This is a genomic window from Subtercola sp. YIM 133946 (assembly GCF_036553535.1).
GTDB lineage: Bacteria > Actinomycetota > Actinomycetes > Actinomycetales > Microbacteriaceae > Subtercola.
Window position 1 is genome coordinate 148,693 of record NZ_JAZHPE010000023.1, and the last position, 23,643, is coordinate 172,335.

The window sequence follows — 23,643 nt, forward strand, 5'->3', positions numbered from 1 at the left end:
GCAGGCTGCTCGAGGCGATCCCGCTGCTGCAGTGGCGCAAACGTTCGCGTCTCGCGGGATCTGTGGTGGGAATGCTACAAATCCTCACGACGATGTTTAGCCTCTCGTGGGCCTCGCCGACAGCCTCGGGGTGTTTGGGTTGAGGGGTACCAGAGCATGACTGGTCGGGCCGCCGGCTTCTGCCGGGCATCCGTCGCCCGAAACGCACGTTGAGGAGAACCGTTCGTGAAGCCACTGCAGAACCGCACCGTCGCCGTGACCGGAATCGGCGTCGTCACGCCGGGCGGGGTGGGCGTCGACGACTTCTGGCAGAGCCTGTTCGAGCCCGCGGCCGATGCCGCCGTGCGGCGCGTCGACGAAGAGAAGCTGAACGCGCGCCGGGTGATGACGCACAAGGCCGCGAAGAACGCCGACATCAACGTGCACTTCGCCGTGGTGGCCGCCGACGAGGCGCTGCGCGACGCCGGCCTGCTGGCAGATGCCGCACACGACGGCCCCGCCGAGACCGACGTGCAGCCGCTCGTCGACGAGGTCGACCTCGACCGCGCGGCGGTGTCGATGGGCACCGGCATCGGGGGAATCCAGACGTTCGCGGCGCAGGCCGACGTGCTGCGCGACCGTGGCGAGCGGCTCGTGTCGCCGCACACCGTGCCGATGGTGATGCCGAACGCTGCTGCAGGGGCATTGAGCATCCGCTTCGGCCTGCGCGGAACCGCCTCGACTATCACGACCGCCTGCGCCGCGGGCACCGACGCCATAGCGGCCGGCGCGCGCATGATCGCCCAGGGCACGGCCGACGTCGTGCTCGCCGGCGGAACCGACTCGAGCCTCACCCCGGTCTGCATCGCCGGCTTCGGCAACATGCGCGCCCTGTCTAAGTCGGGCATCTCGCGCCCGTTCGACCGCGACCGCGACGGCCTGGCGGCCTCAGAGGGCTGTGGGATGCTCGTGCTCGAGCCCCTCGATCAGGCCCTGGCGCGCGGCGCCCACGTCTACATGACCATCGAGGGCGCCGCCTCGACCGCCGACGCCTACCACGTGACGGCCCCCGCCCCCGAGGGTCGCGGAGCCGAGCGCACCATGCGTCTCGCCCTCGACGACGCCGGCCTCGAGCCCGGCGACATCACCCACATCAACGCCCACGGCACCTCGACCGGCCTGAACGACGCGGCCGAGAGCCAGGCCGTCGCCCGGGTCTTCGGCGACGCGCGTCCCGTGCTCACCAGCATCAAGGGCGTCACCGGCCATTCGTTCGGCGCCGCCGGCGCCATCGAGGCGGTCGCGGTGGCCCTCACGATCAAGAACGCCACCGTTCCGCCGACCGCGGGGCTCGTGAACCAAGACGAGGCCATCGACCTCGACATCGCCACGGATGCCCGGCCCTGGCAGCCCGGCCCTGTTCTGTCGAACAGCTTCGGGTTCGGCGGCCACAACGGCAGCCTCGTCTTCGTGCCCGTCTCGGCCTGAGCCCGGGCATCCGCAGCTCGGTGAACCGGTGGTCGGGGGAGTGACGGGCGGCCGGTCGCGGCGTCAGCTCGCGGTGTAGGCGATCCAGAGGGCGAGGGTGAAGGCCGGCATCAGAAAGTCGAGAAAGAGAATGGGGCCGGCGTTGTTGATCGAGAAGTTCTTCTTTCTGACGATCTCGGCGATGTGGCCGCCGCCCGCCATGAACAGGAAGATCAGGTCGACGATGATCACCGCCAGCCAGAAGTCGCTGCCGTAGAAGGCGCCCACCACCCCGGCGATGCCGATCGCGAGGTTCGCGCCGCCCACCTCGAACTGAAACGGCCCCGGCTGCCAGCCGATCGACCGCGCGATCGCCGGGCCGAAGAAGAGGTGGGCGATGCCGTTGCCGATGCCCGACGAGCCGATCAGAAAGAGCACGGCGTTCAGCGTCGATGCCTCGAGAAACCCGCTGGTGCCCGAGGCCACCAGTGTGACGATCTCGGCGATGACGAACAGCACCACCCCGGCGAAGGGCAACAGCCCCACGACCAGGTTCGGCTTCTGCTCGGCCTGCGTCGAATAGGTGGTGGCAGACATGACGACCCCGTTCCCCTCAGCACGAAGAATGCTCCTGCGGCGGCCCGCGAACGCGCCGCGGGCGACCCTGAGACGAGAGTAGCGGAGCGGCGGCGCCCGGTCGAGGGATGCTCGGGGATGTGCCGCGCAGAGGGCCGCCGCTCAGCGAGCGGAGTACACCGTTCGGTCGAAGCCCGCCGCCGTGTAGATCGCGTCGATGAGCGCCATGTTCGAGACCGTGTCGGCGCCCTCAGTGGGCAGCGTCTCGCCGCTCGCCAGCCCCGCCACCACTGCGTCGAGCTGGTGGTCGTAGGTGGTGCGGCCAGCGACGGTGGTGACGTAGTCGACGCCGTCGACCGCGACCGTGATGCTGTGCCCCGACGACGGGAAGACGAGGTTGTCGACGTGCACCGTTCCGCGTCGGCCCGTGACGTCGAGCGTCGCGTTCAGGGTGACGCCGTCGACCATGCTCGAGGTCACCCGGGCACGGGCCCCCGACGGGAACGTGAGTGCGGCATCCATCGTCAGGTCGGCGCCGAGCGGATTCAGGGTGGCCTGCGCCTCGACCACCGTCGGTTCGTCGCGCAGCAGCGCGCGCACCCAGTGCACGGGGTAGCAGCCGAGATCCATCAGCGAGCCGCCGCCGACGGCCGGATCGTGCCTGATCGACCTCGGATCGAACGGGTTCGACCCCGAGAAGTCGGCGTGCACGTCGACGATATCGCCCAGAACGCCCGAATCGACGATGCGGTCGACCTCGAGGCTGAGCGGATGGTAGCGGTCGTGGAAGGCCTCGATGAGCCTCAGCCCGGTGTCGGCGGCCGACCGGTTCATCGCCTCGGCCTGCGCCGCATTCATGGCGAACGGCTTCTCGCAGAGCACGTGCTTGCCGGCCTCGAGCGCTGCGATCGACCACTGCATGTGCTCTGAGGGCGGCAAGGCGTTGTAGACCAGGTCGATGTCGGGGTCGGCGAGCATCTCGGCGTACCCGCCGTACGACCGCTCGATGCCGTGCGCGCCTGCGTAGTCGGCGGCGGCGGATGCCCGGCGCGACGACACCGCGACCACCTCGACATCGTGGCGGCGGCGGGCGGGGCGGATGATCGCGGCGGGCGCAATGCCGGCGGCGCCGAGGATGCCGATGCGGAGGGCTCGCGCGGTGGTACTCACGTTGGCGTTCAGGCCTGCGCCTGTGTTCGGTTTCTGGGTTGCGCGGGCATCGGGTGAATCGGTGGTCATGACTCCATCGTGTCAGAACCGTCGCGCCGAGCGGGGAGTGCAGCCCGGGGGTGCCCGGCGTGCGCCCGATGATCTACGCTGTGCTCGTGACCAGCATCATCGGGCTGAGCGTTCGCGACATCGGCGGTTACCCCGTCACGGTGCGCGACCTGCGGCTCGACGACGGGCGGGTGCTGCGCACGTACGACGGTGGGCCGGTCGAGGGTGGGGCGGCTGATGGTCGCCGGCCGGTGGGCGGCCGATCCGTCTGGGGCCGCGCGGCCGCCTCCGGTGTGAAGACGCCGAACGGCGGAATGACGGTGATCTGGCACCACGGGTCGCCGCAGACCGGCGCCCCGCTCGAACCCGTTCTGAGCGAGGCCGTGCGGCGCGGCATCCGGCTCGTCTCGTACGGCCGGCCCGCCTACGGAACCTCGACGCCCGACCCGGGCCGTTCGGTCGCCTCGGCGGCGCGCGACGTGGAGCAGCTCGCCGATGCCCTGGGGCTCGAGCGTTTCGCGGTCATGGGAGCCTCTGGCGGGGGCCCGCACGCCCTCGCCTGCGCGGCCCTTCTGCCCGACCGCGTGTCTGCCGCCGTCACGCTCGCCGGCATCGCGCCGTACCCCGTTGCGCCCGGCACTCCCCGCGGGTTCGACTTCTTCGCGGGCATGGCCGACCCCAGCGGACTGCGGGCGGCGCTCCGAGGCCGCGATGCGCGCCGCGCCCACGAGCTCACCGCCGAGTTCGACCCCGACTCGTTCATCGACCGCGACATCGACGCGCTGAACGGGCCCTGGTCGAGCCTCGGCGCCGACGTCGCCCTGGCCACGGCCGCAGGCCCGGCCGGCCTCGACGGCCTGATCGACGACGACGTCGCCTTCACCCGGCCCTGGGGTTTCGAGCTCGAGTCGATCGTCGCACCCGTGCTGCTCGTTCAGGGCTCGCGCGACCGGGTCGTTCCGCCTTTGCACGCCGAATGGATGCTCGCCCGCATCCCCTCGGCCGAACTCTGGTCGCGGCCTCTCGACGGCCACATCTCCGTCTTGAACGCCTGCCCGGCGGCGCTCGACTGGATGAGCTCACACCCCTGACGCCCCGAACCGCCGTCATCACCCCGGCTGGGTGAGGTGATCGGGCGAGGTGGATAAGCGAGGTGAGTGTGCGAGGTCAGTGAGCGAAGTCAGTGGGCGGGGTCAGTACGTGGGTCAGGGCGTGAGAAAGGCGTCGAGCGCGGCGAAGGTGGGCGCGGGTTGCTCGAGGTGGGGGAGGTGGCCGGCGTCGGGGATGACCGTGAGCCGAGCATCCGGAATCGCGGCGGCGAAGACCGCGCCGTACTCCGGCGTCACGATGCGATCGCTGGCGCCCCAGAGCACCAACGCGGGCACCGTGATGTCGGCGAGGCGGGCGAGCAGCGTGGGGTCGAACATTCCGCCGGGGGTGAGGGCGGCCATGGTCGCCATGTTCGAGCGCTGCGCGGCCTGCTGGGCGGGTGGCACGGTGGCCGGGTCGACATAGAAACGGTCGGCGTCGTGCCACGCGTACTCGGCGACCCCGCGCGCGTCGAGGGCGAAGAAGTCGCGGATGGGCTGGCCCGGCGCCTCGATTCCGACGGGGTCGATGAGCACGATCGCGCCGATGCGACCCTCGGTGTCGCGGCTGGCGAGGTCGGCGGCGATCCATCCGCCGAGCGACGAGCCGACGACGAGCACGTCACGCAGGTCGTTCGCTATCAGAAACTCGAGGTAGAGCGCGGTGAGGTCGGAGACCTGCGTGATGGATTCGGGGCGTTCGGTCGAGTTCCAGCCGGGCAGGGTGGGTGCGAACGTGCGGTACGCCGGGCTCCCGTCGGGCGTGCGCAGCCCGTCGAGGTGTGCGGCGATCGACGCGACGGTGAACGGACCGCCGCCACCGTGCAGAACGAGGGCCAGGCGGGGTGTTGATGAAGTGTTCATGGTTCCACCTTAAGTCAACATGTTTATATACGCAACCTTATTCACTCTGCTAAAGTCGAATCATGGTCACAGAGCTCGAAACCCTCGGCCGCACGATCAAAGAAGTGCAGTACCGGCACCACAGGGCGATGGATGCCCGGCTCGCCGCCGCGGGAACCACCCTCGCCCAGTGGGATGCCCTGCGAGCCATCGGGCGCACCCCGGGCGCGTCGGCCCACGCTCTGGCGACGGCCACCTTCCAGAGCGACCAGGCGTTCGGCACTCTCGCAAACCGCCTGGCCGCGCAGGGCCTGATCGAGCGCATCCCCGGTCGCGGCCGCCGCATCGAGCACCGCCTGACTCCCGCCGGCCAGGCCACCCTCGACGCCGGACGCCCCCACTCGAAGGCCATGCTCGAGCGCTCCTTCGCCGCCCTCACCGAGCCCGAGCGCGCCACCCTCCTCGCCCTGCTCGCCCGGGTCGCCCCGCCCGACCTCGCGTCACTCTGAGCTCTCGAAAGCGAACCGGGCCGCGCACCGCGGCGCGCACCGCGGCGCGCAGCGCCTCAGGCCGCGCGGGCGCTGTCGTAGACCGCCACGAAGTGGGTGAAGGCGGCGGCGACGCGGTCGACGAGCTCGCGCTGCCCGATCGTTCCCTGCAGCTGCGCGACGAGCGGCTGCTCCCAGATGCTGCGGCCGATCGCGAAGCCCCGAAAGCCGTCGACCGGTGCCGCCACGCTCAGCCAGTGGTCGAGGCGGTCGGCGGGGGCATCGCGACCGAGCACGATGCAGGTGACGGATGCCCGACCATCCTGCCTGGCCGCAGCCACCACCGCAGCGGCGGCGTCGCCGGTCTCGAGGCCTTCGATCTTCCAGATGTCGGGCTCGACGCCGGCGCGCTGCAGTTCGCCGATCACCTGCGTCGTCAACGCCGGACGCAACTCGCGGTCGTACTGCAGCGCATCCCCGGCGCCCTTCAGCTGCTCGGGCGTCGCGGGGATCAGCAGCTCGATCAGAAAGGTTCGCCCGGCCTCACGCAGCACCTGGCCGACCGCCGCCAGGTGTGTCATCTGGGCCTGGCGGTCGGCGGCAGCGAAGGCGGGGTTGTCGCGCACCAGCACCTTGACCTGGGCGGGGTCGAAGGTCTCGACGTGGGTCAGCCACTCGGTGGTGGTGAAGTCGCCGTACTCGAGGGTGAAGAAGTCCTGGCCGCTCTTCTCGATCGGCATGGCGAGGTCGATGCCGTTGGCGAGGGCCTTCTCAGCCACGGCGGTGCCGTAGCGCTCATCGACGAGAACGCCGACGGCGCCGGGGTCGATGCCCTGCGCGACCGCTTCGAGCAGGCCCTCGAAGATGAGCGTCTTGCCGGCGGCGATCTGCTCGACCTCGGCGGGGGTGGGCTCGCCCGTGATGCCGTAGACGCTCTTCTGCAGCGACTCGCGGTGGTCCATGGCGAGCAGCAGCAGTTCGCGCGGCGCCGCGTCTTCGGGATCGGTCATGGCTGCCTCCGGCTCGGTGTGGGGTGCGCTCGAATCGTAACCCGACGGGCACGCCGACGCCAGGAGACCGCGAGGTTCTGGCTCGTGCCCCTACTCGACCTCGACCGCCGCCCCCTCGGCCGCCCCCTCCGCCGGCACGTGCGGCTGCACCCCGGCCACCACCACGACGACGATCGCCACGAGCAGCACCGTCGCGGTCGCAAGCGCCCACGGCGTGAACGCACTCAGCCCGACGAGCACCGCGCCCACCGGAATCAGGATGTTCGGCACCCGCCGCCCCGCCGGCCTGATGGCCAGCGCCCACACCGCCAGCACGAACACCGCCACCGGAATCGTCAGTGCGCCCGCAGACTCGACCGGCGAGAGCTCGGTCGTGCCCGACTGCAGGGCGACGGCGACCTCGATGCCCGCCGACACCGCCCCCGCCGCCGCGAAGATCACCGAGTGCGTGTATCCGGTCACGAGCGACTGCCGCAGGTTCGTGAAGTGGTCGTGCTGCGGCACCGCGAAGTAGATCCACCACATGGCCGCCGTGATGATCAGCCCGCAGGCCGCCAGCAGCGCGAGGGGCAGAACGTGTTCGGCATCCTGCAGCCCGTCGATGATGGCGTTCGCCGACCCGAGCAGCCCCTCGCCGAGCACCACCAGCGTGAACAGCCCGAACCGTTCCGCGATGTGGTGATTGTGCCACGGCGTCACGTTCTTCTGCTCGGCCCAGATCGGCACCATCACCTCGGCCAGCACCAGCACGAGAAAGCTCGCCACCCCGACCTCGGGCGGCAGCAGCAGGCGCAGCACCCACGCGACCTGCACCACTGTGATACCCGCGGCGTAGCGCAGGGCCGTGGCACGGTATTCGGGGGAGTTCACCGCCACGCGAATCCACTGGCTCACCATCGCCAGGCGCATGATGACGTAGCCGAACGTCACCGCGGTGAAGTCGCCGTGCTCCATGCCGGTCGGAACCCCCGCCGCCAGCACCAGCACCCCCGCCATCTGGGCGATCGTGGTCAACCGGTACAACCAGTCGTCGTTGTCGAAGGCCGTCGCGAACCAGGTGAAGTTCATCCAGGCCCACCAGATGGCGAAGAACACCATCAGGTACGCCCCGACCCCCGACCAGAGGTGCCCGTCGCCCTCGAGTTCGTGCAGCGTGGTCGCCGCCAGCCCCACCGCGATCACGAACACCAGGTCGAAGAACAGCTCGAGGCTCGAGGCGACGCGCCCCTTCTCGTGCTTGTCGCGGGGCCGCACGGGCAGCAGGTCGAGGCGATTCAGGATGCTCGGCATGCTCCATTCTCGCGCGAACCCGCCCGCGCGTGCTCGCCTAGGCGGGCCTCGGCACCGCGGCATCGGCGCCGTGCGGGGCCGCGTGGGTCGCCGCATGCCGAGCGTCTTCCTCCACCGGAAGGGAGCGGATGACGCGCTGGTTGCGCCAGTGACCGGCGATCATGCCGGCGACGCCGAGCGCCGTCCAGCCGGCCAGCACCAGCCACGGGAACGCGGTGTTCGCGGCGGGAAAGTACGACAGGTCGCGGATGAGCGTCGACGACGCCCCCGGCACGAACCACTGCCCCACCGCTCCCCACGGCGCCACGGTGAACTGCAGGGGCTGGGCCGCCGACGACAGCGGGTTGCCGATCAGCATTGTGAGCACCGAGCCGACCGCGATGCCGGCGCGGCCGAGGAGGGCGTTGGCGCCGACGACGAACGACGATGTCGCAGCCATCGCGAGCATGATCGCCAGCGCATTGATCCAGAACGAACCCTGCAGAATGCCGAACAGCGGCTGCATCACCACCGCGACGGCGAGTCCGGCGACGACCGCGTAGACCAGAACGCTGGTGAGCCTGCGCCACACACCGGTGATCAGCAGCGACACCAGCACGCCGCCCAGGATGCCGCCCAGCACGAGCGGGAACGCCGCTGCCGTGAGACCGAGGCCGCGGGCATCCGTCGAAGCCAGCGCAACCACGTCGGTCACGGTCACAGAGATCGCCGGGGCGGTGGTACCGGCCGGCGCCGCGCCCGAGGCCACGGCTGCCGCGACGGCGGCCTGGGCCGCCGCATTCGCCTGGCTCTGGATGGGCGCAGCCAGCTGCGCCAGCACCTGGCTGACGGCCACTCCGTTCGCCGAGGCGGTCAAAATCTCGGGGCCGGTGGTGGTGCCCGAGCCGGTGCCCGCACCGACGGCCGAGCTGCCCGCACTGCCGCCGGCCGACGCGTCGCCGAGCACGATCGCCCCGTACACGTCGCGGGTGTCGATGAGGTCGACCGCGGCCTGCCGGTCGGCCACCGGCGTGACTGTGAACGCCCCGTCGGCGGCGCGGTTCAGGGCATCCGTCACCGCGGTGACCTGCTGCGACGTGCCGGCGACCGCGATCGGAATGTTCTTCACGCTCGAGGTGACCGTCGGCCACACGAAGGCCAGCACGATCAGCGCGACGACGAGCGCGGCACCGACGGCGATGCCGACGCTGCGCCCCCAGGCGGTGTGGGGGCGCAGAGGCGGCGTCTGCGGCGCCCGCGTCGTCTGTGCGGCCTGCGGCGCTCGCGACGCCGAGGGCGGCGGTGTGGTGAATACGTGGCTCATGACTGCTCCTCGATCAGTGCCCGATCACATCGAGCTAAAAAGAATGTTCGTTTTTTATTGTCAATCAGGGTCGCGCCACTTGTCAAGAATGATCGTTCTTTTTAGGCTGGCACCATGCCCAAAGTCACCGCCGAGTACCGCGACGCCCGCCGCCATGAGATCGCCAGGGCCGCGCTGCGCCTCTTTGCGCAGAAGGGTTTCCAGGCCACGTCGATGGCCGACATCATCGCCGAGAGCGGTCTGTCGGCCGGAGCGATCTACGGGCACTACAAGAGCAAAGACGAACTCATCCACCACGCGATCTCCGACATCCTGCAGTTTCGCCTCGATGCCGTCGGCTCGCTCGACGCCGACTCTCCGGTCGACCCGGGTGAGCTGCTGCGCCGGTTCGTGACGGCGATGGGCGAGGAAGTGGGCGACCTCGGCCTGCTGCTGCAGGTGTGGGCGCAGGCGGCCCTCGACCCTTCCAGTCGCGAGGCCACCGACAGTGTCGGCGCACACCTGAGGCGCGTCTTCGAGTCGTACCTGACCGACTGGTACGCCCGCGGGCTCCGGATGCCCGGGCCGGACGCCGCACGCGACGCCACCCTATTCGCGCCTCTGTACGTCGGGCTCGTGCAGGGCTACGTCATTCAGAACGCCATCTTCGACAGCTTCGACCGCGAGGCCTACTTCGCCGCCGCATCGGCCCTCCGGCCCGCTCAGGCGGTAAACATGAGCGCAGGCGACTAAGGTTTTTCGCCCAGAGCGATCAGCCGGGAATAACCCACCCTCCGTAGCGTTAACTTGAGTCGAGGGCACTCAAGTTTCACCAGGAGGACATTTTGCCAAACAACTCAAACCCCGAAGGTACCGGCGGCAACTCATTCGACGAGTTTCTCGCCCGTTACCTCGAGGGTGAACGCGCCGCCCAACAGGGTGCCCGTTCCATCGACATCAGCCGGTTCCTGAGCCGTCGCACCCACGAGGTGCTGGCCGAGGCCGGCAAGTACGCGCTCGAGCACGGCCAGTCCGAGCTCGACGCACTGCACATTCTGCGCACCATCGCCGAGAAGGAGCCCGCCGCCGACGCCATCCGTCGTGTCGGTGCGAACCCGCGCGCCATCGCGGAGGCGGCCGAGCAGCGTCTGCCGCAGGCCTCTGAGGAGCGCACCGACGTCGCCCCGTCGCTGACCCAGTCGGCCACGCGCACCCTGTTCCACGCGTACCAGGTCGCCCGCGCATCCGGTTCGACCTACATCGACCCCGAGCACCTCTTCTTCGCGCTCGTCATCAACCAGGACTCGCCCGCGGGTGCCGTTCTGGCTGCCGCCGGGGTGACCCCGGATGCTCTGCAAGCCGGCATGCGCGAAACCGTCAATGCGGGCGCGCCGGGCTCTGCCGAATCCGGCGAGACGGCTGAGTCCGCATCCGACACCCCCACACTCGACAAGTTCGGCACCGATCTCACCGAGATGGCCCGTGAGGGCGACCTCGACCCCGTGATCGGCCGGCTCGACGAGATCGAGCAGACCATCGAGATTCTGTCGCGCCGCACCAAGAACAACCCCGTGTTGATCGGCGAGGCGGGCGTGGGCAAGACCGCGATCGTGTCGGGCCTGGCGCAGGCCATCATGGATGGCGGCGTTCCCGAGCAGCTGCGCGACAAGCGCGTCGTCTCGCTCGACCTGCCCGCGATGCTCGCCGGCACCAAGTACCGTGGCGACTTCGAAGAGCGGCTGACGAAGCTGATGGACGAGATCACTGCCCACAAGGGTGAGCTGATCGTGTTCATCGACGAGATCCACACCGTGGTCGGCGCCGGTGGTTCTGGCGAGGGCGGTATGGATGCCGGAAACATCCTGAAGCCCCGGCTGGCCCGCGGCGACCTGCACCTCGTAGGCGCCACCACGCTGAAGGAGTACCGCGGCATCGAGAAGGATCCGGCGCTCGAACGCCGCTTCCAGCCCGTGACCGTGGGGGAGCCGAGCATCGAAGACGCCGTGCTGATCCTCGCGGGGCTCGCCCCGGCGTATGAGGAGCACCACGCCGTGACGTACACGCCGGAGGCCATCCGGGCATCCGTCGAGCTCTCGGCTCGGTACGTCAGCGACCGCTTCCTGCCCGACAAGGCCATCGACCTGATCGACCAGGCCGGCGCGCGACTGCGGCTGCGTCTCGGTAAGAAGGTCGACGCGTCGGCGCTGCTGCAGCAGCTGGCCGATCTCGAAGCCTCGAAGAACTCGGCCGTCGCGGCCGAGCACTACGAGGAGGCGTCGCGTCTTCGCGACGAGATCGAGGGCGTTCAGGCGAAGCTGTCGAATGTGAAGTCGACCGACATCGCGGATGTCGCGGCCGTCGTCGACGAGCCCGAGATCGCTGCCGTGATCTCGCGGGCCACGGGCATCCCCGCCAACCGGCTGACCCAGGTCGACCGTGAGCGGCTCGCTCTGCTCGAAGACGAACTGCACGCCCGCGTGATCGGGCAGGACGACGCCGTGACCGTGGTGGCCAAGGCCGTGCGGCGCAACCGCACCGGCATGGGCGACCGCAACCGGCCCGTCGGCAGCTTCCTGTTCCTCGGCCCGACCGGTGTCGGCAAGACCGAGCTGGCGAAGACCCTCGCGGGCTCGCTGTTCGGCGACGAGAAGGCCATGCTGCGCTTCGACATGAGCGAGTACGGCGAGCGGCACACCGTGTCGCGGCTCGTCGGTGCCCCTCCTGGATACGTCGGCTACGACGAGGCCGGGCAGCTCACCGAGCGCGTTCGCCGCAACCCGTATTCGGTCATCCTGTTCGACGAGATCGAGAAGGCGCACCCCGACGTGTTCAACCTGCTGCTGCAGGTGCTCGACGACGGTCGCCTGACCGACGGTCAGGGTCGCACGGTCGACTTTCGCAACACGGTGGTCATCATGACCTCGAACCTGGGCTCTGAGTTCTTGGCCAGCCGCAGTGGCGGAATCGGCTTCGTTGCCGACCACTCGGCCGGCGGCGGATTCGGCTCCGACAAGGCGCTACGCGACCGTGTGATGGGCAAGCTGCGCGAGGCCATGCGGCCTGAGTTCCTGAACCGTATCGACGAGATCGTGTTGTTCCAGAAGCTCGAGAAGCCGCAGCTGCGCCAGATCGTGTCGCTGCTGCTGGGTGCCTCGCGCGCCCGGCTTGCGGCCCGGTCGATCTCGCTCGTCGTCGACGATTCAGGTACCGACTGGATCGCCGAGCACGGCTACGAGCCCGAGTACGGCGCCCGGCCGCTGCGTCGCGTGATCCAGCGCGATGTGGATGACCGTATCGCCGACCTGCTCGTCAGCGGCGCCCTGACCGACGGCGGTTCGGTGACCGTCTCCGCTTCGGCGGGCGACCTCACCGTGACCGCGGCTGCCGCCGTCGGCTCGGCGGACGCCGCCGACCCCGACACCCCCGAACTGGCGTTCGCGGCCTAGTACCGTCCCGCCCCCTCGAAAGGCCCGTCTCCTCCGGAGGCGGGCCTTTCGTCGTCCCGCCCGTCCCGCCCGTCCCGCCCGTCCCGCCCGTCCCGCCCGTCCCGCAAGCCTCCCATCCGCACCCCTTTGGCAAGACCGCACCCTTTCGAGCCGGTGCGGTCCTGCCAAAAGGGTGCGCATTCGAAGCCAGCGTGCGCGCCGGATGGAGGAACAAGGAGGGGGGAGGGAGGGGGGAGGGAGGGAGAGGGAACGAGGGAGGAGCGAGGGCTGGGGGAGGGAGGAGGAAGGGGGGAGGGACGGAGGTGGAGAGGAGAGGGAGTGTGAGAGGAGAGAGGGAGGGAGCGGAAACGAGGCAGGCTAGCGGCGCCGGAGCGGGATGCCTGCACGCAGAAGGTGGGCGCGCAGTCGCTGCGGGTCGAGGGCGCAGTGCCAGTCCCAGCGGGTGACCTTTTTCGGGAGTGCCCGAAGGCGATCTTCACGCAGCTTCTCCTCGTAGACGACCTCGCCGGGCGTGCGGCCGTTGAGGTACTCGTCTTTGATGTACTTGTGCCGGCCATCCACTTCGCCCACGTGGTTGAGCTGCGGCCAATCGAAGTCGACAGCGCCGATGAACCCCTGCGCGTCGAAGAATTCGGACTGCAGGCTCGGCATGACGAACCCGCTCACGTACATGTTCACTCGGCTCACCGATTCTGCGGGGGAGTCGGTGAGTTCGGTGGCGAACTCGAGCACCCTCTCGATTCGTGCGGTCGCCCTCACAGGCATCGCCGCATCGAACGCAGCCCTGAGATCGCTCGCACGTACCCGATTCTTGCGCCTTCGCTGAAGGGCGTAGTCGGCGCTGGTGACGGCCGAGATAAACGAACCGGCGCCGGCGAGATCGACGATCGTGCGGGCCACCGACGTGACGAGCATGCCATCGACCTCGACCGTCTCGACGGAGTCGAGCGAGGTGGGATGCGCCACCACCGCGTTGCGGGAACGACCTCCCGAGGCGCGCTCGACGAGTCGATGTACGTGCGGCGGCCAATCACCGATGACAGGGATGCCGTGTACGACGGCCGCCGACCAGTGCGACAAGATCGGGCGCGTGCGCTTCGCCTCTGATTCGGCGAGGCAGCGAAGGCGATACCGCGCGTCGGCGTGCAGACCGGCCCAGCTCGCCGTGCTCACGTAGGCGCCGCGACGGATGCGATGCTGCACTCCTGCGCGCGCCGCCTGAGCGAGCCGGTGTCGATCGTCGCTCAAGTCGAGTTCGCGCACCTGTGTGATGGTCGGAGGGATGGCCTGGGTCATCCGTCAATCGTCGCCGCGGTCGCTCGCGGATTCCCCGCCGCGACCACGATCTGTGGATAACGCGTGCCTGGCTCGGCTGTGGAATGCCCTGCACGGGTTTCGACCCTCTGTGTGCGCGCCCTTTCGGTCGGTGCGCTCCACTTCGAGGGGGTGCACTCTCACCGAAAGGGTGCAAACCTGCCGGAAGGGTGCGCTCCCGCCGAAAGGGTTCGCTCCCGCCGAATGGGTGGGGTGCGAGGAACCGCAGAGGGGGCGGCGTGCAGGGAGGAGTGTGTATACACAGGGGGTTGCGAGGGGGGGTGGGGCGGGGCTAAGGTGGGGTTTGTGTATACACAAGGTGCGGCCGAGGGCGCAAACGCGGGCGAGGGCGCAAGCGCGGCGGAGGGGCGGGCATCCCGTGGCCCGCGCTAGCGACAGCGCCTACGAGCGGCTGCGCGCCGAGATCGTGGGCTGGCAGCTCGAGCCGGGCACCGTGCTGGCCGAGGTCGAGCTGAGCAACCGGCTCGGCATCTCGCGCACGCCCGTGCGGGAGGCGCTTGCCCGACTCGTCGCCGACGGGCTCGCCGAGCCGCAGGGCGGGCGCGGGCTCGTGGTCACCCAGGTCTCGGCCGAGAACGTGGTGGAGCTGTTCGAGCTGCGCCAGGCGCTCGAGCAGCAGGCCGCGGCGCTGGCCGCCGAGCGCCGCGATGTGAGCGTCTTCGTCCGTCTGCAGAACGAGCTGCGCGAGGTTCCGGCGCTGCTGGCCGAAGCGGATGCCGCGGCAGACCCCTCACGCCGCGCCTACTACGAGCTGGTGAGCCGGTTCGACGACGCCGTCGACGCAGCCGTGAAGAACCCGTACCTCGTCGGCGCGCTGAACGGGGTGCGCACGCACCTCTCGCGCATCCGTCGCCTGTCGCACGACAACCCCGCGCGGCTGCTCGAGGCCGCCCGCGAACACCTCATGATCGTCGACGCGATCGTCGACGGGGATGCCCGGCTCGCCGAAGACGCGACGCGGGTGCATCTCTACCGCAGCCTGCACTCGACCCTCGGGTCGCTCGACACCACGCTCACCCGCGCAGCCCCCGAACAGAGAGATGTACCAACCCGATGAAACTGCACCACGTACGTGTCTACCGAAGCGAAGAGAACCTCGCCCGCGAAGACCAGCTGGCCTACGCCATCGCCGAGGTCGCCGCCGACCCCGTGGCCGTGACCGACGAGGTCACCGAGATGGTGATCAACCGGATGATCGACAACGCCGCCGTGGCCACCGCCTCCCTCACCCGGGCCCCCGCCGTGGCCGCCCGCTCGCAGGCCGAAGCGCACCCCTTCAGCCCCGGCTCGACGGTCTTCGGACTCGACGCCGCCGAGCGCGTCAGCCCCGAGTGGGCTGCGTGGGCGAACGGCGTGGCCGTGCGCGAGCTCGACTACCACGACACCTTTCTCGCGGCCGAGTACTCGCACCCGGGTGACAACATTCCGCCCATTCTGGCCGTGGCCCAGCACGTGGGCAGCACCGGCGCCGACCTCGTGCGCGGCATCGCGACCGGCTACGAGATCCAGGTCGACCTCGTGAAGGCGATCAGCCTGCACGCCCACAAGATCGACCACGTGGCGCACCTCGGCCCGAGCGCGGCAGCGGGCATCGGAACCCTGCTCGGCCTCGACGTTCAGACCATCTTCCAGGCGGTCGGCCAGGCGCTGCACACCACCACGGCCACCCGCCAGTCGCGCAAGGGTGAGATCAGCACCTGGAAGGCGCACGCCCCCGCTTTTGCCGGCAAGATGGCGGTCGAGGCCGTCGACCGGGCCATGCGCGGCCAGACCAGCCCCACCCCCATCTACGAGGGCGAAGACGGCGTCATCGCGTGGCTGCTCGACGGGCCGGATGCCCGGTACGAAGTACCTCTTCCGGAACGCGGTGAGGCCAAGCGCGCGATACTCGACACGTACACGAAGGAGCACTCGGCCGAGTACCAGGCTCAGGCGTGGATCGACATGGGCCGGAAGCTGCACCACGGGCATCCGGAGGTCACCGCCGACAGCGTCGAGAGCATCGTGCTGCACACGAGCCACCACACGCACTACGTCATCGGATCGGGCGCCAACGACCCGCAGAAGTACGACCCCGCCGCGAGCCGCGAGACGCTCGACCACTCGGTGCCCTACATCTTCGCCGTCGCCCTGCAAGACGGGGAGTGGAACCACGAGCGTTCGTACGCGCCCGAGCGCGCGGGCCGCGCCGACACGGTGAAGCTCTGGCAGAAGATCAGCACCGAGGAAGACGCCGAGTGGACCCGCCGGTACCACTCCAACGACCCCGCCGAGAAGGCATTCGGCGGCCGGGTGGAGATCACCCTCACCGACGGAACCCGCATCGTCGACGAGATCGCTGTGGCCGACGCGCATCCGCTCGGCGCCCGGCCGTTCGCCCGCGAGCAGTACACGCAGAAGTTCAGAACGCTCGCAGACGGCGTGCTCGAGCCCGCCGAGATCGAGCGCTTTCTCGAGCTGGTGCAGCGCCTGCCCGAGCTCGAGCCGCACGAGCTCGCCGGCCTGACCGTCACCGCGAAGCCCGGCCTCATCATCGCCGCCGACAACCCGAAGGGCCTGTTCTGATGCTGTACTCCACCGTGACCCCGGCCGACAAGCGCCGAGCCCTGCGCCAAGCCCTCGCCAGCGGCGAGCTGCTGCGCTTTCCGGGCGCGTTCAACCCGCTCAGCGCCAAGCTGATCGAAGACAAGGGCTTCGAAGGCGTATACATCTCGGGTGCCGTGCTCGCCGCCGACCTCGGGCTGCCCGACATCGGGCTCACCACGCTGACCGAGGTGGCCGGGCGCTCTCAGCAGATCGCGCGTATGACGAACCTGCCGGCCATCGTCGACGCCGACACCGGTTTCGGCGAGCCGATGAACGTGGCGCGAACCGTGCAGACCCTCGAAGACGCCGGGGTCGCCGGCCTGCACATCGAAGACCAGGTCAACCCGAAGCGCTGCGGGCACCTCGACGGCAAGGCGGTGGTCGACGCCACCACGGCGACCAAGCGCATCCGGGCCGCCGTCGACGCCCGGCGCGACCCCGACCTGCTGATCATGGCCCGCACTGACATCAGGGCGATCGAGGGCCTCGCCGTGGCCATCGATCGGGCCAAAGCGCTGGTCGACGCGGGAGCCGACGCCATCTTCCCCGAGGCGATGGCCGACCTCAGCGAGTTCGAGGCGATGCGCAACGCCCTCGACGTTCCGGTGCTGGCGAACATGACCGAGTTCGGCAAGAGCGAGCTGTTCTCGACGTCGCAGCTCGCCAGCGCCGGCATCAACATCGTGATCTACCCGGTGTCGCTGCTGCGGCTCGCGATGGGGGCCGCCGAGCGTGGCCTCGACACGATCGTCGCCGAGGGTTCACTGAACAGTCAGGTGACGAACATGCAGACGCGCGCCAGACTGTATGAACTGCTCGACTACGAGGCGTACAACGCCTTCGACACCTCGGTCTTCAACTTCGACATCCCCAGCGCACGCTGACCGATCATCCCGCCCGGCAACCACTTCACCCGGCGACCACCTCACCGGCGACCACCTCACCAGACCACCGCATCAGCGAACCCGCACCAGCAGACACCTCACAAGGGAGTGACCATGAGCACCACCGAAACACCCACCGCCACCAGCCCCGCCGAGCCCGAGATCCGCAAGGGCCTCGCGGGCGTCGTCGTCGACTACACCGCCGTCTCGAAGGTCAACCCCGAGACCAACTCGCTGCTCTACCGGGGCTACCCGGTGCAGGAGCTGGCCGCGAACTGCTCGTTCGAGCAGGTGGCGTACCTGCTGTGGCACGGTGAGCTTCCGGATGCCCAGCAGCTCGGCGCGTTCGAAGCCGCCGAGCGATCGCAGCGTGGCCTCGACGACGCCGTGAAACGGGTCATCGACGAGCTGCCCCTGACCGCTCATCCGATGGACGTGGTGCGCACCGCCGTCAGCGTCATCGGTGCGCTCGACCCCAGCACGGCCGACTCGTCGCCCGAGTCGAACCTGGCGAAGTCGATCACGCTGCTCGCCAAGCTGCCCGCGATCGTCTCGTACGACCAGCGCCGCCGGCGCGGGCTGGGCGTGGTCGAACCCCGCGACGACCTCAGCTACTCGGCGAACTTCTTGAACATGACGTTCGGCGAGGTTCCGTCAGACGTGGTGGTGAAGGCGTTCGACGTGTCGATGATCTTGTACGCCGAGCACTCGTTCAACGCGTCGACGTTCACCGCACGCGTGATCACGAGCACGCTGAGCGACCTGTACTCGGCCGTGGTCGGCGCCATCGGCGCGCTCAAGGGCCCCCTGCACGGCGGGGCGAACGAGGCGGTCATGCATGTGTTCGACGAGATCGGCACGGCCGATAAGGCGCAAGACTGGCTCGAGCAGGCGCTGTCGGAGAAGCGCAAGATCATGGGCTTCGGCCACCGCGTCTACAAGAACGGCGACTCGCGGGTGCCCACCATGAAGGCCTCCCTCGACACGCTGATCGAAGAGTACGACGCGCCTGAGCTGCTCGAGCTGTACGTCGCCCTCGACGAGGCGATGCAGGCGCGCAAGGCGATCAAGCCGAACCTCGACTACCCGTCGGGCCCGGCCTACCACCTGATCGGCTACGACACCGAGATGTTCACGCCGCTGTTCGTGGCCTCACGCATCACCGGCTGGACGGCGCACATCATGGAGCAGCTCGCCTCGAACGCGCTGATCCGCCCCCTGAGCCTCTACAATGGCCCGGAAGAGCGGCACGTCGCCAACCTGCTCTGACTCGCGACCTGCTCTGACTCGCGACCTGCTCTGACCCGTCGGCGGATCAGACGTCGCTGAGCTCGGCTGCGAGGTCGGCGGGCTCGGGGCGCTCGGTGGCGGGCTGCGTCGTGACGGCTGCGGTGTCAGTGTGCATGAACTTGCCGCCGGCGAGGAACGACGCGACCGCACCGAACACCGAAAGCACCGCGGCGACCGTGAACACGATCACGAGCCCCGAGTGGAACGGGTCGCTGATCAGCTGCGGAAAGAACTCCTGCCCGGTGAGCGCCGAGGCGTTCGCGGGCGAGAGCGTGTTCAGCACGCCCGTCGGGCCGAGAATCGACTCGATCGGGTTGTACCCGAGGAACGCGGCGAACAGACTGCCCACCGGAGGAGTCGCCGCGACCTGGTTGGCGACATCGGTCGCGATGCCGTGAGCGGTGAGTCCGTCGTACATGGCGCTCGGCAGGGTGGCTGCGAGGCCCGCGATCATCAGCGAGAAGAAGATGCCGATCGAGAGCGAGTTGCCCGCGTTCTGGAACGTTCCAGTCATACCGGATGCCGCACCGCGCTGGTTCGCCGGCACGCTGTTCATGATGGCGGTGCGGTTCGGGGCCGCGAACATGCCCGAGCCGACGCCGTTGAGGAAGGTCAGCACCGCGAAGATTCCGTAGTTGAAGTCGACCGGGATGAGCAGCATCGCGATGAAGGTCGCCGCGACCAGCAGCAGGCCGCCGACGGCGAACGTGCGAGCACCGAACTTGTCGCTCAGCGTGCCCGAGAGGGGGCCGGAGATGAGGAAGCCGACCGTCAGCGGCAGCAGGTAGATGCCGGCCCAGAGCGGGGTCGACTCGTACGAGAAGCCGTGCAGCGGCAGCCAGATGCCCTGCAGCCAGATGATCAGCATGAACTGCAGCCCACCACGGCTGATCGAGGCCATCAGGCCGGCGACGTTGCCCCAGGCGAAGGCCTTGATGGCGAACAGCCGCACGTTGAACAGCGGGTCTTTGTGGTGCAGCTCGACGAAGACGAAGATCACGAGCAGGGCGACGCCGCCGATGATGGCGCCGAGCACCCACGGGTTCAGCCAGCCCATCGAATCGTTGCCGTAGGGCTGGATTCCGTACGTGATGCCGGTGAGCAGCGTGATGAGGCCCACCGCGAAGAGCACGTTGCCCGGAATGTCGACCTTGCCCGGGTTGCGCTGGCCCACCTCGTGCAGCGACTTGAACGACCAGATGGTGCCGAGGATGCCGAACGGCACACTCACGAGGAAGATCGCTCGCCAGTCGATCGTGGCCAGAACGCCGCCGATCAGCAGGCCGAGGAACGACCCCGCGATGGCCGCGATCTGGTTGATGCCGATGGCCATGCCGCGTTTGTTCGACGGGAAGGCGTCGGTGAGGATGGCGGTCGAGTTGGCGAAGATCATGGCGCCGCCGACAGCCTGGATGACGCGCCAGCCGATCAGCCACAGGGCGCCCTGCCCCGACAGGAACGGGTCGAAGACCAGAGCGATGGCGCCCACCGTGAAGATCACGAAGCCCAGGTTGTAGATCTTCACGCGACCGTAGATGTCACCGAGCCGGCCGAACGTCATCGTCAGAACAGCTGTCACGAGAATGAAGCCCATGAGCATCCAGAGCAGGTAACTGACGTTGCCGGGCTCGAGGGGGTTGAGCTGGATGCCCTTGAAGATGGCGGGCAGCGAGATGAGCACGATCGAGCTGTTGATGGTGACCATCAGCATGCCGAGCGTGGTGTTGCTCAGTGCCACCCATTTGTACCGGGGGTGGTCTTTGCTGAACATCATGCCGCGTTCGCGAGTAGCCTTCTCAGCCACGATTCCTCCGTAGGGTCAGCCTCGCCATCGAGCGCAGAAAGATAGTTGTTGTATAGCAACTATATCTGCACTGGTGAGTCTGAGGCCAACCTCAGGAGAATTCGGTCAGCGGTCGGCGGTGGGGCGCAGCCTGATCAGCCGCTGCGGGCCGTCTTCCTGCAGCTCGGCGATGTCGCTGTGCGAGGCCAGGAAGTCGGTGAACGAACGAAAGCCGAGGGGTTTCTCGTTGAACGACGGATCCATGCGGCGCATCTGGTTCTTCACCGTGCCCGTGTTCAGCCACTCTTCGGCGTCGCCCTTGGCGTGACCGATCTGCAGGGCGCGCACGAGCAGCTCGGTGGCGAAGGTCTGCGGGTCGATGTCGGGGGCGGGCTCGGGGTCGAGGTCGTCGAGCTGGGTGTCGACGATGTGCGAGAACGTCGGAATCGTGGAGACACGCCGTGACTTCTTGGCGGGCGGCGCCTCGGGTGCCTCTGCGGCGTCGGCGGCAGCGTCGGCCGTCGACGCGGGTGCCGCCGCAGCGGTGTCAGCGGTAGCAGCGGTGGCACCGGCCGAGCCGCCTCTGCCGACTGACCCGCCGGCCGAGGCGCCCGACCCCGCTGCCGCCTGCCGCTCGCCCCGAGCGGCCCCGACGGGGGCGGTCACGGCGACCCGCTGGATGCCCGGCAGTGAGTCGTAGTCTTCGAACTCGTCGCACGCCGCCGCCAGTGACGTGCTCGTCGAACCGGCCACGCCGATGCCCACGACGAAGCGCCCGAGCCGCTTCGACTTCTGGGCCAGCGCGATGTAGTCGCTGTCGCCCGCCACGATGATGACGTGGGTGAGGTCGGGCAGCCTGAAGAGGTCTTCGACCACGTCGACGGCGAGCCTGATGTCGGCGCCGTTCTTCGTGCCGCGCGTCGTGGTGGTGAAGAGCTGGGTGAGGTCGACCGCCCGCGACATCAGCTGGCGCTGGTAGCTCGCGTTCACCGGCACCGACCAGTCGGCGTAGGCGCGGTTGACGACCATCGTGCCGAACGAGGCGGCGAAGTCGATGATGGCGTCGAAGTCGACCGTCGCGGCCGCCAGTCTCGCCGCGACCTCGGGATCGGCCTCCGGGCTCGACCGCACGAAGTCACGGATGCCGTCGCGCTGGAAGGCGTTGCGCCCGTGCAGCTGCTGGTACCGCGAGATGACGATGTTGTCGAAGTCGATGTAGAGGCCCACACGGGAATCATTCGGTTCGGTCATGGAGAACTCCTTGTCGACGCGAGACTCGGGGCATTCGGCGTCGCTCCAGTCTGCTCGTGCCGTGCGGCGAGGGCAACTCGCGGTGTCAGCGGCGCCCGTCGAGCAGGGTGCGGCGCTGCTCGGCGCGGTAGTGGGCGAAGAGGGCGACCGAGCGCAGCGGCTCGAACTCGCGCGCGTGCAGGGGCGCCGTCTTCCAGAACTCGAGAAAGATCTCGCCGGTCAGCTCCTCTGACAGCTCAGGGTCGATCACGACCGCGCGCACGATGGCCAGAACGCGGGGCGCCGTCAGGTCGTAGAACTCACCGAAGGCCGTCTGGTCAGCCGCGCCCATGCGCGTCATCAGCGCAGCGCCGGCCCCGCCCTGCAGCTGCGCGAGCCAGTCGGTGAACGACGACAGGGAGTCGGGTTCGACCTCGATGTCGGCTTCGCTGCTCACGGATCTGCCCTTTCGTGCGTGTGATCGCTACCAGGGTCCAGGGCAACACTTGAGACAGTAGCAAGGCCGCCCATGCCGGTGGGAAACTGCCCGGGGCCTTGACGGATCGGATTTTCTCGGAGTCGTCACACGGTGTCATCACACAGTGTCGTCACACAGTGCCGCCACACGGAGTCGTCACACAGTGTCGTCACACAGTGTCGCCACGGGGCTGTCACATCGCGGCGTCGCGGAACGGCCGAAAGAAGTCGCGCAGCTCGCGGGCGTACAGCTCGGGCTGCTCGAACGGCGCGAAGTGCCCGCCGCGCTCGGGCTCGGTGATGCGCACGGCATTCGCGGTGCGCTCGATCCATTCGCGGGGTGGTCGCACGATGTCGCCGGCGAAGATCGAGAAACCCGAAGGCACCTCGACGCGTCGGGTCAGCTGTTCGCGGGGCAGTGCCGCATTGGCGTTGTACATGCGCATCGACGAGCCGATGCTCTGGGTGAGCCAGAAGATCATCACGTCGGTGAGTATCTCGTCTTTCGTGTAGACCGAGCCGATGTCGCCGTCGCTCCACGACTGCAGCTTCTCGACGATCCACGCCGCGAGGCCGACGGGCGAATCGTTGAGGGCGGCCGCGATGGTCTCGGGCTTCGTGCGCTGGATGGCCCCATAGGCACCCTCGGCCTGGTTCCACGCGGCGACCGCTTCGAACCAGGCGCGTTCGGCGGGCGAGAGCTGTGAGACGTCGCCGTCGTAGGCGGGCAGCCCGGCATCCATTCGGTGCACGGCCCTGACCCGATCGGCGAAGTCGAGCGCCAGGTACCGGCTGACGTGGCTGCCGATGTCGCCGCCGGCGGTGACGAACCGGTCGTAGCCGAGCGTGCTCATCAAGCGCGCGAACACCGCGGCGACCTGGCGCGAGTTCAACGCGGGCGACGGATGATCGGAGTAGCCGAAGCCCGGAATGTCGGGCACGACGACGTCGAACGCATCGGCCGGGTCGGCCCCGTGCGCCCCCGGGTCGGTCAGCAGCTCGACCACCTTCGTGTACCGCCAGAACGAATCGGGCCAGCCGTGGTTCAGGATGATCGGCAGAACTCGCCGCCCCGCATCGGCCGCGCGGGCGTGCACGAAGTGGATGCCCAGGCCGTCGATCTTCGTCGTGAACCGTGGCAGCCGCGCGAGGCGTTGCTCGGCGGCCGGCCAGTCGAATTCGTCGATCCAGTAGGCGACGAGCTCCTTCAGAAACCGGGGGTCGGTGCCGAGCGACCACCCGGCGTCGCCCGGCGAATCGGGCCAGCGCGTCGATCGCAGGCGCCGCCGCAGATCGTCGAGCTGCTCGCGCGGGGCACGGGCGTCGAATGACCGGATGATCGGCGATTCAGCTGGCATGCGACCACCGTAC

General features: G+C 68.9%; 20 protein-coding genes. 9 read left to right on the forward strand and 11 right to left on the reverse strand.

All coding sequences use genetic code 11. The features are described 5' to 3' along the window. Window positions 1-225 precede the first annotated feature (225 nt). On the forward strand, window positions 226-1,467 hold the full coding sequence (locus V3W46_RS09020; RefSeq protein ID WP_331782762.1) for a beta-ketoacyl-[acyl-carrier-protein] synthase family protein: 1,242 nt from the start codon (window positions 226-228) through the stop codon (window positions 1,465-1,467). Between the two features lie 63 nt (window positions 1,468-1,530). Here the strand turns inward: V3W46_RS09020 and V3W46_RS09025 are convergent, their stop codons facing one another. Both V3W46_RS09025 and V3W46_RS09030 read right to left on the reverse strand, forming a co-directional pair. Beyond that, the gene (locus tag V3W46_RS09025) at window positions 1,531-2,043 is read right to left on the reverse strand and encodes a DUF6790 family protein (protein ID WP_331782763.1); all 513 of its coding nucleotides are present in this window, start codon (window positions 2,041-2,043) and stop codon (window positions 1,531-1,533) included. 141 nt (window positions 2,044-2,184) lie between these two features. Then, window positions 2,185-3,261: a Gfo/Idh/MocA family protein gene (locus V3W46_RS09030; RefSeq protein ID WP_331782764.1), complete on the reverse strand. Its 1,077-nt coding sequence runs from the start codon at window positions 3,259-3,261 to the stop codon at window positions 2,185-2,187. A gap of 86 nt (window positions 3,262-3,347) precedes the next feature. Here V3W46_RS09030 and V3W46_RS09035 point away from each other — a divergent pair, with 86 nt between their 5' ends. Further along, complete coding sequence (locus tag V3W46_RS09035; RefSeq protein WP_331782765.1) at window positions 3,348-4,331, forward strand: alpha/beta fold hydrolase; 984 nt, start codon at window positions 3,348-3,350, stop codon at window positions 4,329-4,331. A gap of 114 nt (window positions 4,332-4,445) precedes the next feature. Here the strand turns inward: V3W46_RS09035 and V3W46_RS09040 are convergent, their stop codons facing one another. Continuing rightward, on the reverse strand, window positions 4,446-5,192 hold the full coding sequence (locus tag V3W46_RS09040) for an alpha/beta fold hydrolase (RefSeq protein ID WP_331782766.1): 747 nt from the start codon (window positions 5,190-5,192) through the stop codon (window positions 4,446-4,448). A 62-nt stretch (window positions 5,193-5,254) separates the two neighbouring features. On the opposite strand from V3W46_RS09040, the gene V3W46_RS09045 reads away from it, so the two are divergent. Next, window positions 5,255-5,680 carry a MarR family winged helix-turn-helix transcriptional regulator gene (locus V3W46_RS09045; protein ID WP_331782767.1) on the forward strand — a complete coding sequence of 142 codons (426 nt, stop codon included), beginning with the start codon at window positions 5,255-5,257 and terminating at the stop codon, window positions 5,678-5,680. A 56-nt stretch (window positions 5,681-5,736) separates the two neighbouring features. Here V3W46_RS09045 and V3W46_RS09050 read toward each other — a convergent pair whose 3' ends face one another. The 3 genes from V3W46_RS09050 to V3W46_RS09060 all read right to left on the reverse strand — a co-directional run bounded on the left by V3W46_RS09050 (window position 5,737) and on the right by V3W46_RS09060 (window position 9,262). Further along, complete coding sequence (locus V3W46_RS09050) at window positions 5,737-6,669, reverse strand: 2-deoxy-5-keto-D-gluconate 6-phosphate aldolase domain-containing protein (RefSeq protein WP_331782768.1); 933 nt, start codon at window positions 6,667-6,669, stop codon at window positions 5,737-5,739. A gap of 90 nt (window positions 6,670-6,759) precedes the next feature. Continuing rightward, window positions 6,760-7,959, reverse strand: a complete 1,200-nt coding sequence (locus V3W46_RS09055; RefSeq protein WP_331782769.1) for a low temperature requirement protein A — start codon at window positions 7,957-7,959, stop codon at window positions 6,760-6,762. Window positions 7,960-7,996: 37 nt separating this feature from the next. Further along, complete coding sequence (locus V3W46_RS09060) at window positions 7,997-9,262, reverse strand: ABC transporter permease (RefSeq protein WP_331782770.1); 1,266 nt, start codon at window positions 9,260-9,262, stop codon at window positions 7,997-7,999. Window positions 9,263-9,376: 114 nt separating this feature from the next. On the opposite strand from V3W46_RS09060, the gene V3W46_RS09065 reads away from it, so the two are divergent. After that, on the forward strand, window positions 9,377-9,994 hold the full coding sequence (locus tag V3W46_RS09065) for a TetR/AcrR family transcriptional regulator (RefSeq protein WP_331782771.1): 618 nt from the start codon (window positions 9,377-9,379) through the stop codon (window positions 9,992-9,994). A gap of 92 nt (window positions 9,995-10,086) precedes the next feature. Then, window positions 10,087-12,687, forward strand: a complete 2,601-nt coding sequence (locus V3W46_RS09070; protein WP_331782772.1) for an ATP-dependent Clp protease ATP-binding subunit — start codon at window positions 10,087-10,089, stop codon at window positions 12,685-12,687. 357 nt (window positions 12,688-13,044) lie between these two features. Here V3W46_RS09070 and V3W46_RS09075 read toward each other — a convergent pair whose 3' ends face one another. Further along, entirely contained in the window at window positions 13,045-13,983 is a 939-nt protein-coding gene (locus V3W46_RS09075) for a type IV toxin-antitoxin system AbiEi family antitoxin domain-containing protein (RefSeq protein WP_331782773.1), read from the reverse strand. A gap of 397 nt (window positions 13,984-14,380) precedes the next feature. Between V3W46_RS09075 and V3W46_RS09080 the strand changes: the two genes are divergently transcribed. From V3W46_RS09080 to V3W46_RS09095, 4 genes are all read left to right on the forward strand, one after another. Further along, on the forward strand, window positions 14,381-15,079 hold the full coding sequence (locus V3W46_RS09080) for a GntR family transcriptional regulator (protein ID WP_331782774.1): 699 nt from the start codon (window positions 14,381-14,383) through the stop codon (window positions 15,077-15,079). Further along, window positions 15,076-16,587 (forward strand): MmgE/PrpD family protein, encoded by a 1,512-nt coding sequence (locus tag V3W46_RS09085; protein ID WP_331782775.1) that lies wholly within the window; start codon window positions 15,076-15,078, stop codon window positions 16,585-16,587. The genes V3W46_RS09080 and V3W46_RS09085 overlap by 4 nt, the downstream gene beginning before the upstream one ends. Continuing rightward, window positions 16,587-17,492, forward strand: coding sequence for a methylisocitrate lyase (gene prpB / locus V3W46_RS09090; RefSeq protein WP_331782776.1), 906 nt, complete (start codon window positions 16,587-16,589; stop codon window positions 17,490-17,492). The genes V3W46_RS09085 and prpB overlap by 1 nt, the downstream gene beginning before the upstream one ends. A gap of 114 nt (window positions 17,493-17,606) precedes the next feature. Continuing rightward, entirely contained in the window at window positions 17,607-18,761 is a 1,155-nt protein-coding gene (locus V3W46_RS09095) for a bifunctional 2-methylcitrate synthase/citrate synthase (RefSeq protein ID WP_331782777.1), read from the forward strand. Between the two features lie 46 nt (window positions 18,762-18,807). Here the strand turns inward: V3W46_RS09095 and V3W46_RS09100 are convergent, their stop codons facing one another. The 4 genes from V3W46_RS09100 to V3W46_RS09115 form a co-directional block, all read right to left on the reverse strand. Further along, window positions 18,808-20,586, reverse strand: a complete 1,779-nt coding sequence (locus V3W46_RS09100; protein ID WP_331782778.1) for an MFS transporter — start codon at window positions 20,584-20,586, stop codon at window positions 18,808-18,810. Window positions 20,587-20,691: 105 nt separating this feature from the next. After that, a complete protein-coding gene (locus tag V3W46_RS09105; RefSeq protein ID WP_331782779.1) occupies window positions 20,692-21,816 on the reverse strand; it encodes an NYN domain-containing protein in 1,125 nt (374 codons plus the stop codon). Window positions 21,817-21,901: 85 nt separating this feature from the next. Beyond that, a complete protein-coding gene (locus tag V3W46_RS09110) occupies window positions 21,902-22,252 on the reverse strand; it encodes a hypothetical protein (protein ID WP_331782780.1) in 351 nt (116 codons plus the stop codon). A gap of 214 nt (window positions 22,253-22,466) precedes the next feature. Next, window positions 22,467-23,630, reverse strand: coding sequence for an epoxide hydrolase family protein (locus tag V3W46_RS09115; RefSeq protein WP_331782781.1), 1,164 nt, complete (start codon window positions 23,628-23,630; stop codon window positions 22,467-22,469). Window positions 23,631-23,643: the final 13 nt, after the last annotated feature.